The sequence below is a fragment of the Mesorhizobium sp. M0437 genome (genome assembly GCF_040321335.1).
GTDB lineage: Bacteria > Pseudomonadota > Alphaproteobacteria > Rhizobiales > Rhizobiaceae > Mesorhizobium.
Map to the genome: position 1 here is coordinate 59,246 of NZ_JAMYRK010000011.1, position 15,090 is coordinate 74,335.

Annotated in this window: 13 protein-coding genes; 1 reads left to right on the forward strand and 12 read right to left on the reverse strand. The window is 62.3% G+C overall.

Annotated features, from left to right (window positions below; all coding sequences use genetic code 11):
• Positions 1-2 precede the first annotated feature (2 nt).
• From pdeM to NKI72_RS09735, 5 genes are all read right to left on the reverse strand, one after another.
• Positions 3-719 (reverse strand): ligase-associated DNA damage response endonuclease PdeM, encoded by a 717-nt coding sequence (pdeM, locus tag NKI72_RS09715; protein WP_352830465.1) that lies wholly within the window; start codon positions 717-719, stop codon positions 3-5.
• A complete protein-coding gene (locus tag NKI72_RS09720) occupies positions 716-3,238 on the reverse strand; it encodes a ligase-associated DNA damage response DEXH box helicase (protein ID WP_352850093.1) in 2,523 nt (840 codons plus the stop codon). Before NKI72_RS09720 ends, pdeM begins: the two co-directional genes overlap by 4 nt.
• A gap of 67 nt (positions 3,239-3,305) precedes the next feature.
• On the reverse strand, positions 3,306-4,217 hold the full coding sequence (locus NKI72_RS09725; protein WP_502898527.1) for a C40 family peptidase: 912 nt from the start codon (positions 4,215-4,217) through the stop codon (positions 3,306-3,308).
• A complete protein-coding gene (locus NKI72_RS09730; RefSeq protein ID WP_023676939.1) occupies positions 4,180-4,530 on the reverse strand; it encodes a MarR family winged helix-turn-helix transcriptional regulator in 351 nt (116 codons plus the stop codon). The genes NKI72_RS09725 and NKI72_RS09730 overlap by 38 nt, the downstream gene beginning before the upstream one ends.
• A gap of 70 nt (positions 4,531-4,600) precedes the next feature.
• Positions 4,601-5,965 (reverse strand): leucyl aminopeptidase family protein, encoded by a 1,365-nt coding sequence (locus NKI72_RS09735; RefSeq protein ID WP_352613902.1) that lies wholly within the window; start codon positions 5,963-5,965, stop codon positions 4,601-4,603.
• Positions 5,966-6,087: 122 nt separating this feature from the next.
• Between NKI72_RS09735 and NKI72_RS09740 the strand changes: the two genes are divergently transcribed.
• Complete coding sequence (locus NKI72_RS09740; RefSeq protein WP_352470190.1) at positions 6,088-6,909, forward strand: tetratricopeptide repeat protein; 822 nt, start codon at positions 6,088-6,090, stop codon at positions 6,907-6,909.
• A gap of 116 nt (positions 6,910-7,025) precedes the next feature.
• Here NKI72_RS09740 and NKI72_RS09745 read toward each other — a convergent pair whose 3' ends face one another.
• Genes NKI72_RS09745 through cpaB form a run of 7 tightly spaced genes read right to left on the reverse strand, consistent with a single transcriptional unit; the run spans position 7,026 to position 15,058 of the window.
• Positions 7,026-8,042: a type II secretion system F family protein gene (locus tag NKI72_RS09745; RefSeq protein WP_023676936.1), complete on the reverse strand. Its 1,017-nt coding sequence runs from the start codon at positions 8,040-8,042 to the stop codon at positions 7,026-7,028.
• A gap of 8 nt (positions 8,043-8,050) precedes the next feature.
• The gene (locus NKI72_RS09750; protein WP_023676935.1) at positions 8,051-9,064 is read right to left on the reverse strand and encodes a type II secretion system F family protein; all 1,014 of its coding nucleotides are present in this window, start codon (positions 9,062-9,064) and stop codon (positions 8,051-8,053) included.
• A gap of 29 nt (positions 9,065-9,093) precedes the next feature.
• Positions 9,094-10,602: a TadA family conjugal transfer-associated ATPase gene (locus NKI72_RS09755; RefSeq protein ID WP_352850094.1), complete on the reverse strand. Its 1,509-nt coding sequence runs from the start codon at positions 10,600-10,602 to the stop codon at positions 9,094-9,096.
• A 29-nt stretch (positions 10,603-10,631) separates the two neighbouring features.
• Positions 10,632-11,915 (reverse strand): CpaE/TadZ family protein, encoded by a 1,284-nt coding sequence (locus NKI72_RS09760; RefSeq protein WP_352621909.1) that lies wholly within the window; start codon positions 11,913-11,915, stop codon positions 10,632-10,634.
• A gap of 55 nt (positions 11,916-11,970) precedes the next feature.
• Entirely contained in the window at positions 11,971-12,705 is a 735-nt protein-coding gene (locus tag NKI72_RS09765) for a CpaD family pilus assembly protein (RefSeq protein ID WP_352448620.1), read from the reverse strand.
• Between the two features lie 14 nt (positions 12,706-12,719).
• The gene (locus NKI72_RS09770) at positions 12,720-14,246 is read right to left on the reverse strand and encodes a type II and III secretion system protein family protein (RefSeq protein WP_352613899.1); all 1,527 of its coding nucleotides are present in this window, start codon (positions 14,244-14,246) and stop codon (positions 12,720-12,722) included.
• Positions 14,243-15,058: a Flp pilus assembly protein CpaB gene (gene cpaB, locus NKI72_RS09775; protein WP_023676931.1), complete on the reverse strand. Its 816-nt coding sequence runs from the start codon at positions 15,056-15,058 to the stop codon at positions 14,243-14,245. The genes NKI72_RS09770 and cpaB overlap by 4 nt, the downstream gene beginning before the upstream one ends.
• Between the last annotated feature and the right edge of the window lie 32 nt (positions 15,059-15,090).

Genomic DNA, 15,090 nt, shown 5'->3' on the forward strand with positions numbered 1-15,090 from the left:
GTTCAGCCCGGCCTGAGCATCGCGTGGGAAATCGCGAAAATGCGCTGTGTGCCAAGCATATAGGCCATCAGCGTTTCGCGGCGGAACAGCCCGGCATAGGCGCGATCGAGCACGTTGAGCGAGCCGGTATAGGCGCCGAAAGCCGGCATGATCATGCGGCCGCCATCGCCGGCAAAGCAACGACGCCGCACCGAACGGCCTTGCTGCACGATGCGGGCGCAAGGATGCAGATGGCCCGATATCTCGCCCTCTACCCTTACCGCCGAAGGCTCGTGCCGGAAGAGCAGAGAACCGATGGCCAATTCGCGCACGGTTTCGCCCGGCAGGTCGGCCGGTGCTTCCGGGTCATGATTGCCGGCGACCCAGAACCAGTCGCGCCCGACCATCAGCCCTTCCAGCCTTTGGCGAAAGCTCGCGTGCATACGTGCGGCGCCGCCGCCATCGTGAAAACTGTCGCCCAGGCTGATAACGATCGCAGGCTGATAATCGGCGATCACCGCCTGCAGCCGGAGCAACGTCGCACCGGTGTCGTAAGGTGGGACCAGCGTGCCGCGCCTGGCCAGTGATGAGCCTTTTTCCAGATGCAGGTCGGATACGGTCAGAAGCCGGAATTCGGGAAAATAGAGCACGCCGCGACGGTCGCAGATCGCGCGTTCGCCGGCGATACGGACAGTGCCAGCATCCGCCAGAGGCGCAGCCATGGCGAGCGCGACAGTCATTTCGTCCCCATGGCCTCCTCGACCAGCGTGGCTGCATCCATCAGCAGCGTGTCATCGGCCTCGCCGTGCACCGGCATTTTGCCGATCTCGAGCATGATCGGCACGGCGAGCGGCGATATCTGCTCGAGGTTCTTATGCATGATTCGACCTTGGACGCGCGAGAGCATCTCGGCAAGTCTGCTGACATCCAAGAGACCGGTCGCGGCATCGGCACGCGTCGCCTGCAAAAGGATATGGTCGGGCTCGTGGCTGCGCAGCACGTCGTAGATGAGATCCGTCGACACGGTTACCTGGCGGCCGCTCTTCTCCTGCCCTGGGTGGCGTTTCTCGATCAATCCCGAGATCAGCGCGCAATTGCGAAAGGTGCGCTTCAACAACCAACTGCCGGCGAGCCAGGCTTCGAGGTCGTCGCCCAGCATGTCCTGATCGAATAGCGCAGCCAGCGACGGTTTCTTCGCCCTGAACATATGGCCCATATCGGCCAGCGACCATATGGCAAGCGCATAGTCGGTGGCGACGAAGCCGAGCGGCTTGGCTCCCGCCCTGTCGAGGCGGCGGGTGAGCAGCATGCCGAGCGTCTGGTGCGCCAGCCTGCCCTCGAACGGATAGGCCACCAGATAGTAGCGGTTGCCGCGCGGAAAGGTCTCGATCAGCAGATCGTCGCGTTTCGGCAGCACCGACTTGTCGGCCTGAAAGCGTAACCAGTCGGCGACCTGCTCCGGCAGCTTCTTCCAGCGCTGCGGATCGTCCAGCATGGCGCGGACCTGTTCGGCCAGGTACGTCGAAAGCGGGAATTTGCCACCACCGTAATACGGCACCTTGGCGTCGCTGCCGGGTGCATTCGAGACAAAGCACTCATTCTCGCGGATACCTTCGAAGCGCAGCACCTTGCCGGCGAACATGAAGGTGTCGCCATGCGTCAGCGTTTCGAGGAACGCCTCCTCGATTTTGCCCAGAACCCGGCCGCCACGCGAAGCCGCGCCTCTGCTGCCGGCCTGGACATAGCGGACGTTGAGCGCCGGCACTTCGATGATGGTGCCGACATTGAGCCGGTATTGTTGGGCGACGCGAGGATTTGAGACCCGCCACAGCCCGTCCTTGTTGAGACGAATACGGGCGTAGCGTTCATAGTTCTTCAGCGCATAGCCGCCGGTGGCGACGAAATCGATGACGCGATCGAATGTCGGCCGATCGAGATCGGCATAGGGTGCTGCCGTTCGCACTTCCTCAAACAGCGCATCGGCATGGAACGGCGCACCGCAGGCACAGCCCAGCACGTGCTGCGCCAGGACGTCGAGCCCGCCATTGACCAGCGGCGGCGTATCCTGGGCACCGAGATAATTGGCGTCGAGCGCCGCCCTGCATTCCAGCACCTCGAAGCGGTTGGCCGGTATCAGGATCGCCTTCGACGGCTCGTCCATACGGTGGTTGGCGCGGCCGATGCGCTGCGCCAGCCGGCTGGCACCTTTCGGCGCGCCGACATGGACGACTAGATCGACATCGCCCCAGTCGATGCCGAGGTCGAGCGTCGACGTGGCGACGATGGCGCGCAGGGCGTTCTCGCCCATTGCCTTTTCGACACGCCGGCGCTGCGCGACGTCGAGCGAGCCGTGATGCAGCGCGATCGGCAAGGTCTCCTCGTTGACCCGCCACAACTCCTGGAACAGCAACTCCGCCTGGCTGCGCGTGTTGACGAACAGCAGGGTTGTCTTGTGGCGCTTGATCTCGTTGTAGATTTCCGGCGTTGCGTAGCGGGCCGAATGTCCCGCCCACGGCACGCGCTCCTCCGAATCGAGAATGGAGATGTCGGGCTTGGCGCCGCCAGTGACGACGATCAGTTCGGCCATCGGCCCCGGTGGATTCTGGCTGACCAGCCAGCGCCGCAATTCGTCAGGCTCGGCGACCGTCGCCGACAGGCCTATCGTCTGCAGGGCGGGCACAAACGAGCGCAGCCGGGCCAGCCCGAGCGACAGGAGATGCCCGCGCTTCGAGGTCACCAGCGAATGCAATTCGTCGAGCACGACATAGCGCAGGTCCTCGAAGAAGCGCTTGGCATCGGGCGCGGCAATCAGCAGCGCCAATTGCTCGGGCGTGGTCAGGAGAATGTCGGGCGGCGCCAGCTTCTGCCGCTGGCGCTTGTGTGCGGGCGTGTCGCCGGTGCGCGTCTCGACGGTGACCGGCAGCCCGATTTCTTCGACGGGTTTGCCGAGATTGCGCTCGATGTCGACGGCCAGCGCCTTCAGCGGCGAGATGTAGAGTGTGTGGATGCCTCGATGCGCCTGCCCCGGCCTTCTCCTCGGCCGGCCGGCCAGTTCGGTCAGCGATGGCAAGAACCCGGCCAGCGTCTTGCCGGCGCCGGTCGGGGCGATCAGCAATACCGACCGGCCGCCCTGGGCTTTGGCCAGCAAATCGATCTGGTGGGCGCGCGGCGACCAGCCCTTTTCCGCAAACCATTTGACAAATGGCTCGGGCAGGACGACGGCGGCATTCTGTTCGGCAAGGCGCGGCTGCTCTGTCACGCGCCAGACGTAGCGCGGCGGCGCGCAATCGCCAAGCAGAATCAGAACAAAAGGTGATCGATTCGCGCTACGGCCGGCGAAACCCGGTCGGTCCGCCATAGAGATAGCCGATACGGGCGACCGCCTCCCTCAGTCCTTCACGCGACACCAGCATGGTGTGGCCGTTGGCGTGGATCATGGTCTCCGGATCTGTCATGATCGCGACGTGGCCTTTCCAGAAGACCAGGTCGCCGCGCCGCAACCCGGCAAAATCCGGCCCGGGTTCGAGCGGCTCGCCGACGGTCGCCGCCTGCATGTCGGTGTCGCGCAGCACTTGCCTGCCAGCCATGTGCATTGCAAGTTGCACGAGACCGGAACAATCGATGCCGAAGCCGGAGACGCCGCCCCACAGATAGGGCGTGCCGAGAAACGCCTCGGCGACCGCGACGTAGTCGGGATGAACCTCGGCGACCGGCCTGAGATGACTCGAGATGACCGCCTGGCCGGACGGCAGCAGAGCATAATGCGTGCCGCGCGTTTCCGCTGAGCCCGTCACCGCCACCAATGACCCCATCGAGAGCTCCCCGCTCACCGGGAACCGCAAATCCGGTCCCGGATAGAGGAAAGTGCGCGGCACCGAGACAACATGGGTGGGCGCATGCTCCCGACCGCCCAGCACGGTGTCGGCGACATAGCCGACATAGCCGTCGCGCTCGGCCTGTATCCAGGCCCAGCCCTCAACGTCCTCGAAGACGAGGACGTCTTCGCCGAACAGAAGCTGGGTATCGACGCCGGCGTCCGGGCGCGGCGCCTTGCGGATGTCGGCGACGCAGGCTGATATGCGAGCCGGCCGGCCGGCGACGAAACGGTCGGCGGCGACCTCGCCTCGCAGCCTGGCGTCGGCGAGATCGGAGCGGAAGGCATGGAGGCGGGCATCCCTGGCGGTCAAATCGGCAACTCGTTCAAATGGGCAACTCTTGGGCTCTGGCAATGATAACATCGCCAAAGCGCTCGACAAAGAGCGCGCCTTCGACTGTGCGCCTGACCAGCACGTTGCGCTTGTCGAGCTCGTCGCGGTGGCGCGACACCAGTTTCAGCGCCCCCATCGTATCGAGCGCACGGGTGATCACCGGCTTGGTGACGTTGAGGCGGGCGGCTAACCCCCGTACCGTGTGGGGCGGCGGATCGAGATAGATGGTGAACAGGATCGCCGTCTGGCGCATGGTGAGATCGGGCGCGTCGTCGCGCACCTCCGACAGCACCACCTGTTGCCATAGTCGCAACGCTTGGCTTGGACGCATGATAATCGACATCCGTCCAGCATGACGGAAAATTGTTTCGGTTCCGTTTCAGTCAATAACCTTCGTCGGCTATGCCCGAGAATCAGCCGTAGCGGTTCGAAATGACCTGCTCCAGCGCCCGGATGCCTTGCGCTTCGCCACCGGCAAGGCCGTGCGGGCGGTCGAACGGGTTCCAGGCGAAGATGTCGACATGCGCCCAGCCGGCGGTCTTTTCCACGAAGCGCTTCAGGAAAAGCGCCGCGGTGATCGAGCCGGCGAAACCGTCCGGCGTGACGTTGTTGACGTCGGCCACCTTCGACGCCAGCTTGGCGTCATAGGGCTTCCACAACGGCATCCGCCATAGCGGATCCTCGACCGCAACGGAGGCGTCCGCCAGCTCGGATGCAAGCGTCTCGTCACCGGTATAGAACGGCGGCAAGTCGGGACCGAGCGCAACACGGGCAGCGCCTGTCAGCGTTGCCATATCGACCAGCATCTGCGGCTCTTCGTCATCGGCCAAGGCCAGGGCATCGGCGAGCACCAGCCGTCCTTCGGCGTCGGTGTTGCCGATTTCGACGGTAATGCCCTTGCGGCTCACCAGCACGTCGCCTGGCCGGAAGGCGTTGCCGGCTATCGAATTCTCGACAGCCGGGATGAGCACGCGCAGCCGAACCTTCAACCCGGTGGCCATGATCATGGAAGCGAGACCCAGCACGTTGGCAGCGCCACCCATGTCCTTCTTCATCAAAAGCATGCCCGAGGACGGCTTGATGTCGAGACCGCCTGTATCGAAGCAGACGCCCTTGCCGACCAGCGTTATCTTGGGGGCATTGTTCGGCCCCCAAATCATGTCGATCAGGCGTGGCGCGTCGGCAGAAGCCCGACCGACGGCGTGGATCATCGGAAAGTTGGCGGTAAGAAGATCGTCGCCTTTGGTCACCGATATTTCGGCCTTGTGCGTCGCGGCCAAGGTCCGGGCGGCCTTTTCCAACTGCCCGGGGCCCATATCGCTGGTCGGCGTGTTAACCAGATCGCGCGCCAGGAAAATGCCATCGGCGAGGCGGCGGATGCGGGCGGCGTCGGTGCCTGCCGGCAGCGCGAGGCGAAGCGTCTTGCCTGGCTTCTTGCCGTAGCGGGTGAAGACATAGCCGCCGAGCGCCACGGCGAGTGCCGTAAGCTCCGGCTTGGCCGGTGCGGACGCAAAATGCCACTCGCCTGCGGGCAAGGCTCTCGCTAGTGCGCCGATGGCCAGTGCGCCCTCGCCATCACCGGTGCCGAACAGGGCTCCGGCAATCGCGCCGTTGTCGCCAGGCATGATCAGCGTCCTGCCGGCCTCGCCGGAAAAGCCGTTGGCCTTGGCCCAGGCGACCGAGGATGGCGCAAGGCCCGCCGCCGCCAGAGCATCCTTCGCCACCAGATGGACCGGCAGCGCATTGCTCAATTCTTTCTCGACGAGTTCGACAGGCATTCGCTGGCCTCCGGCTTCCGAGTCGGCGTTTCTTAACTCTCCGTTAGGGTTAACAGAATATTTCTGCGGGAGGAAAGATGACCTCGCAAATGGTCACGCGCATGAACGGAGCCCTGGTGCCGATGCCGACCAACCGCAGGATGAACGCCAGCGCAAATAGGCTGATCACCACGGCGTTGATGATGGTGCTTGCTGCAGGCGTCGCCGGCTGCGGAACCAGCAAATTGACGACTGGCTCGATTTCTCGTCCAAGCGGCAAGCCGCTGGAAACAATGTCGGCGGGCGAACTGCACAACGCTACGATGGCGCTCGGCCAGTCCTATTCGAAAAACCCCAGCGACAAGCGGATCGCGACAAATTATGCCGCGGCGCTGCAGATGGACGGCGACGCAGACCAATCGCTTGCGGTGATGCGCAAGCTGGCGATCGCCTTGCCGAAGGATCGCGACGTGCTCGCCGCCTATGGCAAGGCGCTTGCCGCCAACGGACAGTTCGAGCCGGCACTCGATGCCGTGCGCCGCGCCCAGACGCCCGAATATCCTGACTGGAAACTGGTATCGGCGGAAGCTGCTATTCTCGACCAGCTCGGCCAGAAGGACGAGGCTCGCCAAGGCTATCGCAAGGCGCTTGACCTCAGGCCGAACGAACCGTCGATCCTTTCCAATCTCGGCATGTCGTACGTGCTGGAAGGTGATTTGCGCACAGCCGAAACCTATATGCGCTCAGCCGCCCAGCAGCCGAATGCAGACAGCCGCGTCCGCCAGAACCTTGCGCTGGTCGTCGGTCTGCAAGGCCGTTTCGACGAGGCAGAGAAGATCGCCTCGCAAGAGCTGTCGCCGGATCAGGCGCAGGCTAACGTCGCTTACCTTCGCCAGATGCTGGCGCAGCAGAATGCCTGGAGCCAGCTCAAGGACCAGGACAAGGCAAAGCCCGCCACCAACTGACCGCTTCGAGCGCCGAACCGGCGCGCGAATTCCGCAACATGTCTAACGCAAAGAGCCGCGCTGCACCGGCAGCGTGGCTCTGAATCGTATCAGCGTTTCTGGCAACGCCGCTGGCGCTACTCGCTGCTTGATTTCGGCTGGTCGCCAAAGATGCCGCGCTGGCTCACCTGGATGCCGGCGGGACCCAGAATGATGGCGAACAGCACCGGCAGGAAGAACAGGATCATCGGCACGGTGAGCTTCGGCGGCAGCGCGGCCGCCTTCTTCTCGGCGGCATTCATGCGCATGTCGCGGCTCTCACTGGCAAGCACCCGCAATGCATGCGCCACGGGCGTGCCGTAGCGCTCGGCCTGAACCAACGCCTGGGACACCGACCTGACGGATTCCAGGCCAGTTCGGCTTGCAAGGTTCTCGTAGGCCTGCTTGCGCTCCTGCAGATAGGAAAGCTCGGCGTTTGTCAGGATGAATTCTTCCGCCAATGCCACCGATTGCGCGCCGATCTCATCGGCGACCTTGCGAAGCGCCGCTTCCACCGACATGCCGGACTCGACGCATATCAGCAACAGGTCGAGCGCGTCCGGCCACGCCATCTGAATCGATTGCTTGCGCTTGGTAGCGCGGTTGTTGACGTAGAGCACCGGCGCGTAGAATCCCGCATAGGCTACCACGATGCACACGAACAGCTTCACGAAAAGCGGCTGCTCGGGCAATCCGCCGAGCACGAACAGATACATCGCCGCCAATGCAAAGCCGATGAAGGGCAGGACGAGACGGAAGAAAAGGAAGCGCGTCAGCGGATTTTGCCCGCGAAAACCCGCCACTTTCAATTTCTGCAAGGTACCTTCATCCGCCAGCGCACGCCTGAGATCCAGGCGATCGACAATATTGCGCATGCCGACCGACTGTTCTTCGCGCAGGCCCTTGCGGCGGCGGTCGGCTTCGACTGCCAGCCGCGCGCGCTGCTTGGCGCGCAGCTCATCGCGCTCCAGCGCTACGGATTTCATGCGCGCCTTGAGCTGGTTCCCGCCAAAAGCGGGCAGCAGCGTGAAGACGGTCGCAAACACCGCGATGCCGACCAGCAGTGCGATCAGCAGGGACGGGTCGGTGAGAGTTCTGATGACGTGATCGGTCATAACGAGTCCTAGACTTCGAAATTCATCATCTTGCGCATTACCAGGACGCCCATCGACATCCAGATGCCGGAACAACCGAGGATCAGATGGCCGGTGCTGGTGATGAAGAGGGGCATGATGTAGTTCGGGCTCGTCAAATAGACGAGAAAGGCGACGACGAAAGGCAACGCGCCGATGATCACGGCGGATGCCTTGGCTTCCATGGACAATGCCTGGACCTTGGCTTTCATTTTCTTGCGGTCGCGAAGCACGCGCGAAAGATTGCCCAGCGCTTCGGAAAGATTGCCGCCGGCCTGAGACTGGATCTGGATGACGATGCCGAAGAAGCTCGCCTCGGTGCACGGCATCGTTTCTGGCATGCGCATGGCCGCGTCAGGGATCGACAAACCCATTTGCTGCGAATCGACTATGCGGCGGAACTCGGTCTTGACCGGCTCGGGGGATTCGTTGGCGATCAGACGCACGGCGTCGTTCAGCGGCAGGCCGGATTTTACCGCACGCACGATGATGTCGAGCGCGTTCGGAAATTCGTTGAGGAACGCCTTGACGCGGTGCGCGCGGCGAAACGAGACGAACCAGCGGGGCAGACCCAAGACGCCGACCAGCAGCGCAGCCGGCAAGACCAGCAACGGTGCGCCGATGAAATATACAAGAGCCGTCAATACGACGCCGCAGACCGCCGAGTAGACATAGAAGCGCTCAAGCGAGATCTTCATGCCGGCCTGGCGGATTTGGATCTTCAGCGGTGGTTTCTTGACCAGGCTCTGATTGGACTTTTGCTTTTGATCGAGATCCTTCAGCGAATCCTGGACGGACTTGCGACGCTTGGCCGCTTCCGCCACGCGATCGCGCGACGCCTTGACGACGGAACGATCCGTCTCGGCGGTCTTGATCGATTCAAGCCGCTTGCCGACCTGCTTCTCGGTGCTGATCCGGTTGAACAGGAAAGCATAGGCCACAGCGCCGGCGCTGAAGCCGGCGAGCACGACGAATGCCAATACGGTGCCGTCAATTCCGAACATCGACCCTGGCCCCCACGCTTCCAGACGGATCAATCAGCGCGTTTCTCCATCGCCTCGAGCGCGACCGCGAGGCGCTGCTCCTCACCGTAGTAGCGGGCGCGCTCCCAGAAATGCGGACGGCCGATGCCAGTCGACACGTGCTCGCCCAGCAGCCTGCCGTTCGCGTCCTCGCCCTTGATGTTATAGAGAACGATGTCCTGGGTGACGATGACGTCGCCTTCCATGCCGATTACCTCGGTGATGTGGGTGATACGCCGCGATCCGTCGCGCAGGCGTGCAGCCTGTATGATCACGTCGACGGAGCCGACGACGATCTCGCGCACGGTTTTTTGCGGCAGCGTGTAGCCGCCCATGGCGATCATCGACTCTATGCGGTTGAGGCATTCGCGCGGGCTGTTCGAGTGGATCGTTCCCATCGAGCCGTCATGGCCGGTGTTCATCGCCTGCAGCAGGTCGAACACTTCGGGTCCGCGCACTTCGCCGACGATAATACGTTCGGGGCGCATGCGCAGACAGTTCTTGACCAGGTCGCGCATGGTCACTTCGCCCTCGCCTTCGAGGTTGGGCGGACGGGTTTCGAGACGCACCACATGCGGCTGCTGCAATTGCAGCTCAGCTGAGTCCTCGCAGGTGATGACGCGTTCTTCGCGGTCGATATAGTTGGTCAGGCAATTGAGCAGCGTCGTCTTGCCTGAGCCGGTACCGCCCGAGATGACAATGTTGCAGCGGACACGCCCGATGATCTTGAGAATCTCGGCCCCTTGCGGAGAAATCGAACCGAACTTGACCAGCTGGTCGAGCGTCAGCTTGTCCTTCTTGAACTTGCGGATGGTAAGTGCGGTGCCGTCGATAGCCAGGGGCGGTGCGATGACGTTGACACGGGAGCCATCAGGAAGACGCGCATCGCAGATCGGGCTTGATTCATCGACGCGGCGGCCAACCTGGCTGACGATACGCTGGCAGATGTTGAGGAGCTGCTGGTTGTCGCGGAAACGGATGCCGGTCTGCTCGACCTTGCCGTTGACTTCGATGTAGACGTTCTTGGAGCCATTGACCATGATGTCGGCAATATCGTCGCGGGCAAGCAGTGGCTCCAGCGGCCCGTAGCCCAAAACGTCGTTGCAGATATCCTCGAGAAGCTCTTCCTGCTCGGCGATGGACATCGCGAAATTCTTGATCGCGATGATGTCGTTGACAATATCGCGGATTTCCTCGCGCGCGCTTTCGGGATCGAGTTTGGCGAGCTGCGACAGATCTATCGTATCGATGAGTGCGGCGAAGACCTGGCTTTTGGTGTCGTAGTAGGTTTCGCTCTTTTGGCGCTGGATACTTTTCGGCTCCGGCGCCAATGGCGGCGGCTCGACCGCACGGCGAACCGCCGGCGCGGCAGGCGCGCCGGATGGCGGCAGCGCCGCCGGCCTGGCAGCTACAGCCGCTTCCACAGGGTTCGCGGCCGCCGGCGCGGCAGGCGCGGGTGCTGGCTGACGGAATTCCGGAATGGTCCGGTTGCCGTCGTCGCTGCCTCTTTTACCAAACATGATCGCTTACCAATTCCACCGCTGAGGCATCACTTCTTGTTGCGCGAAAGCTTGCCGATCAGATTGCCGAGGCCAGCCTTTTTCTTCACCTTGATTTCGCTGCGCCCTGTCAGCACATGGGCGATCTCGTTGATCGTGGCGACAACCGGACTCTTGGCATCCATCTCACCGAGCATACGTCCGTTGTTGGCAGCATTTCCGAACAAAAGCGGCTCGAACGGGATGACCGACATCGGCGAAAGGCCGAGCGATTCGGAGAAGTCGGACGGCGTAATCTCAGGACGTTTCGGCACACCGGCCTGGTTGATCACAAGCTTTGGCGCGGGGTCGTTCGGACGAAGCCGCTTCAGCATGTCGACCAGGTTCTTCGTGTTGCGCAGATTGGCAAGTTCGGGCGTCGCCGTGATGACGATCTCGTCGGCCTTGACCAGCGTGTTCTTGGTCCAGCCGGCCCACACGTGGGGAACATCGAGCACGAGGAGCGGCGCGCTACGCTGGGCTATGTCGATAAGCTGGGTGAAGGCGTCTGGATCGAAATCGTAGACCCGCTCCAGGGTCGAAGGGGCCGCAAGCAGCGACAGGTGCTCGGCGCATTGGGCGAGCAGCCGGTCGAGATAGACCTCGTCGACGCGTTCCGGCGAGAAGACTGCCTCGGCAATGCCTTGCGCCGGATCCTGGTCGAAATTGATATTGGCCGTTCCGAAGGCGAGGTCGAGATCGGCGACAACCACTTCGGATTTGAAAAGGGACGACATGGCCCAGGCCACATTATGGGCTATGGTCGAGGAGCCGACGCCGCCTTTGGCGCCGATGAAGGCAATCGAGCGGCCGATCGGCTCAGCTTCCGGATCAACGAAGATCGAAGACACCACGCTGACGATGTCGGCCATCGATACGGGCGCGATGACATACTCGGAAATGCCCGAACGGATGAGTTCGCGGTACAGGCCGACATCGTTGTAGTGGCCGACAACCACCACCTTGGAGGTCGGGTCGCAATGCTCGGAGAGCTGGGCGAGTTGTTCCAGCAACAGCTTCGGCTCGCTGCGCGATTCAAGCAGGATCAGGTTCGGCGTCGGCGCCGACTGATAGAATTCGATAGCGGTGGGGATGCCCCCCATATGCACCTTCAAATGGGCCTTGGCCATGCGGCGATCCTCGCCGGCGCGCTCGACCGGATTGGCTACGCCTTCGGTCTCGCAAAATGCCTGGATCGAAATGCGCGGGATCGGCCGCAACGCCTGCATCGCGGCAATATCCTGCTCCGAGGTTTCGCCGCCCGGTACCTCTGTGTCATAGGCAAGATTGCTCATTGTCATCACTTTCCGTGACTTGCGCGGCTTAGGGTTTGTTGAGCCTCAACACTCGTTAATATTCGACTTCCGAATTGCCGAGGAATTCGTCCGAAATACCTCTGTCACGATAGACGTCGATCACCGCGCCGCGATTTTCCGCGTCGATCGGCGTCGGCTTGCGTGGCCCGATCAGATCGGACGGATTGGCCATCTGGGCAGCCAGGTTGTTCTGATACGAACAGCCGAAATCGGCATAGTGCTTGTTTTCCGAAGTCTGCAGCAGGTCTTCGGGCCAGCGCCCGCATTTATCCGTCTGAGCCTTCACCGAGACGTAGGCAACACGAACCGGTGCGGACGCTTCGGCCGAAACAGACTGATAGGACCGCATGTCGATCCGCTTCCGGCTGATGCCGCTGGCTATGGCCAGCCTGGCGAAATCGCGGCCGGCCGCGGCCGCTGCGATTTCGTTGGCTGAGCCGCTCGGAATCTCGATCGTCAGCACCGGAGCCGCGCTCCTGTCGTATCCGTCCAGGAAGCCCAGGAGCGTGTCACGCTGGGATCTGGTCATGCCACGGTCGCCGGCGCCGACCGGAAGGTCGATCTTCTGTATCTTCTCAGCTATGACGATCGGATGGGTGGTGCGATAATCGTCCGGTATGGCACCCACCGTGACGCTGTCGCGATTGGCGCAGCCGGCCAGCAATGCCGCCACCGCGATCGCCATAATGGGAACGGCCGGCCGCCAGATTCGCGAATGGACTGACCGCGTCGCGGTGATCGCCCGTGCCTTCGATGTTGCCTTAGACATGACCGCTTCCCCGCTTACTTGTAGATAAAGCCGACAACGCCGTGGTAACGGCCGTTGGGCTTGTTGGTCTGCATGGTGCCGTAGACACGGTTGACGCGGCCAAGGAAAATGCCGGCGCCATCGCTGGCGGCGTTGAAATTGTCATCCGGCTTGGCAAGATCGTTGCGCGCCACCGGCTTCACCAGATAGGGCGTAATGATGATGACGAGCTCGGTCTCGTTGCGAACGAAATCCCTGCTGCGGAACAGCGCGCCAAGCACTGGAATCTTTGTCAGACCGGGCAAGCCGTTGACAGCTTGCCTGAGATCATCGCGGACAAGGCCGGCAATCATCATCGAGCCGCCCGAAGGCAGTTCCACTGTTGTGTCGGCCAAGCGCTTGCGGAGCGACAGGGCATTCATGCCCGGGCTCGTTACGCCTTCGGACAAAGACACAGATCCCTCCGTTGTCGGCTCGGAAACCGAGGTTCTGACTTTCAGGCTGATACGGCCGGGAGACAGCACCACCGGCTGGAATTCCAGGCCAATGCCGTATTCGATCTTCTCGACCGAATACGTCTTCAGACCGGTCTGGTTATCGTTTGATACGGCTTGGGAAACGCTGGTCACCATGTTGTATTCGCCGCCAACCTTGAAGGTCGCCTTCTCGCCGGATACGGCCGTCAATGTTGGTTCGGCGAGGGTTTTCATGACACCGGACTGTTCCATGGCATTGATGTAGGCCTGCAGCGTCGAGCTCCCGATAGAGAGGCCCGAGTTCGACAGCGACTTGCCCAAACCAGTGAAATTGTCGCTTACCGCGCCCCAGCTGATGCCGTTGCTGCTGCCGTTGCCCACCATGTTGACGCCGAGCTGCTTCATCACCGAGCGGCTGACTTCCGCGACCGTCACCTTCAGCGTCACCTGGTCGTCGCCGATGATCTGCAGCAGGTTGACGATCTTGCTGACGCGGCGCTCGGCATCCGGGTTATCGATCGCGACGCCGGCTTCAGCCGAACCGCCGGCAGCGGTCTGCGAGTATTGACCCGTGGTTGCCTCGCCGCCGGACACGAAAATAGTTGCCAGATCGGCCGCGCGCTTGGCGTCCAGAGGAGTGTCCACGGTTCCGGTCAGAACGACGTTGTCGTTCAGCAACTCGACCTTGACCTCCGATGACGGGATGAAGCGCTTGATATAATCCTCCAGCCCGGCGACGTCACGTTCGACCGCTAGGTCAAGGCTGACGATCTGCTCGCCATTCGAGCCAAAGACGAAGATATTTGTCTCGCCGACCGCCTTTCCAAACAGATAGATGCGCCTGGCGGTGCGGGTCACCGCGTCGGCTACAGCGGGGTTGGCGACGAGAATGTCGTAGGCATCGCTCGGGAGGTCGATGACCACCGACTTGTTCAGTCCGAGCTTAACCCGCTGGGTGGCGGTCGAAGCCGTCACCCTGGCATTGCCCGCCGCACTGGCATCGACAATGCCATATGCATTCGTTCCAAGGAGAAACAGGCCGATCGCCGCAGCCAGGATGAGCGGCAGTTTGGTTTTTAGCCTCATTTCCTTGCCCCCACTTCGGAAACTTCGCCCGACTTGATCAACCGCACTGTTCCGCGCCGGCCATTGCCGGAAACCAGGTAATCGGCTTCGCCCACATTCTTGTCCTGGCTGTCCTTGATCGAGCGCAGCGCCAATGTCAGGCGATCCGCCATCTGCTGTGCGACGGTGATGATCTCGGACTGCTGCGGCGTCAGTTCCAGGGTGGCGGTCTGGCCAACCCTGGTCTTCTTACCTTCCTCGTCCTCCTGAATGGTCTGGTCGATCGCCAGGACGCGAATGTTCTTCAGGATAGTTTCGGTCGTGAAGCCCGGACCACCGCCATTGGCGGGATCGGCTCGGCGGGTCATGATGACGTCGACGAAATCGTTGGGAAGAATAAAGCCACCGGCCGAGGTGTCGGCCGAGATGCTTGTGGCAACGGCCCGCATGCCGGAGGGCAGGATCGACGACATGAAGCTTTGCCCTTCACCGATCAGCTTCGAGCGCCGCAGCGGCTCGCCGGCGTAGAGCGCCACGCGAGCGACGGCGCCCTTCAGCTTGTCCAGCGCTTCAGGCTCGGCGGCGCGGGTGATGAAATTTGCGTTGATGCCTGCGGACGGCCATGACTCCCAGGAAATGTTGTTTTCAAGCGGACTGCCCATCGGAACGTCGCCGGAAAGAACAAGCACATCCTGCAGCGCGATCGCCGGCGCCTGAGGACCGGAATCGACAACCGGAGGCGGCGGAGCCACGACCATGTTCTTCGCGACATAGCCTGCACCACCGGCCGCGGCTATCGCCACGCTCAGAATAATCAATCGGGATGCTGGCATCTGTCCGAACCTCGCCTTGGCAAACCACGTAG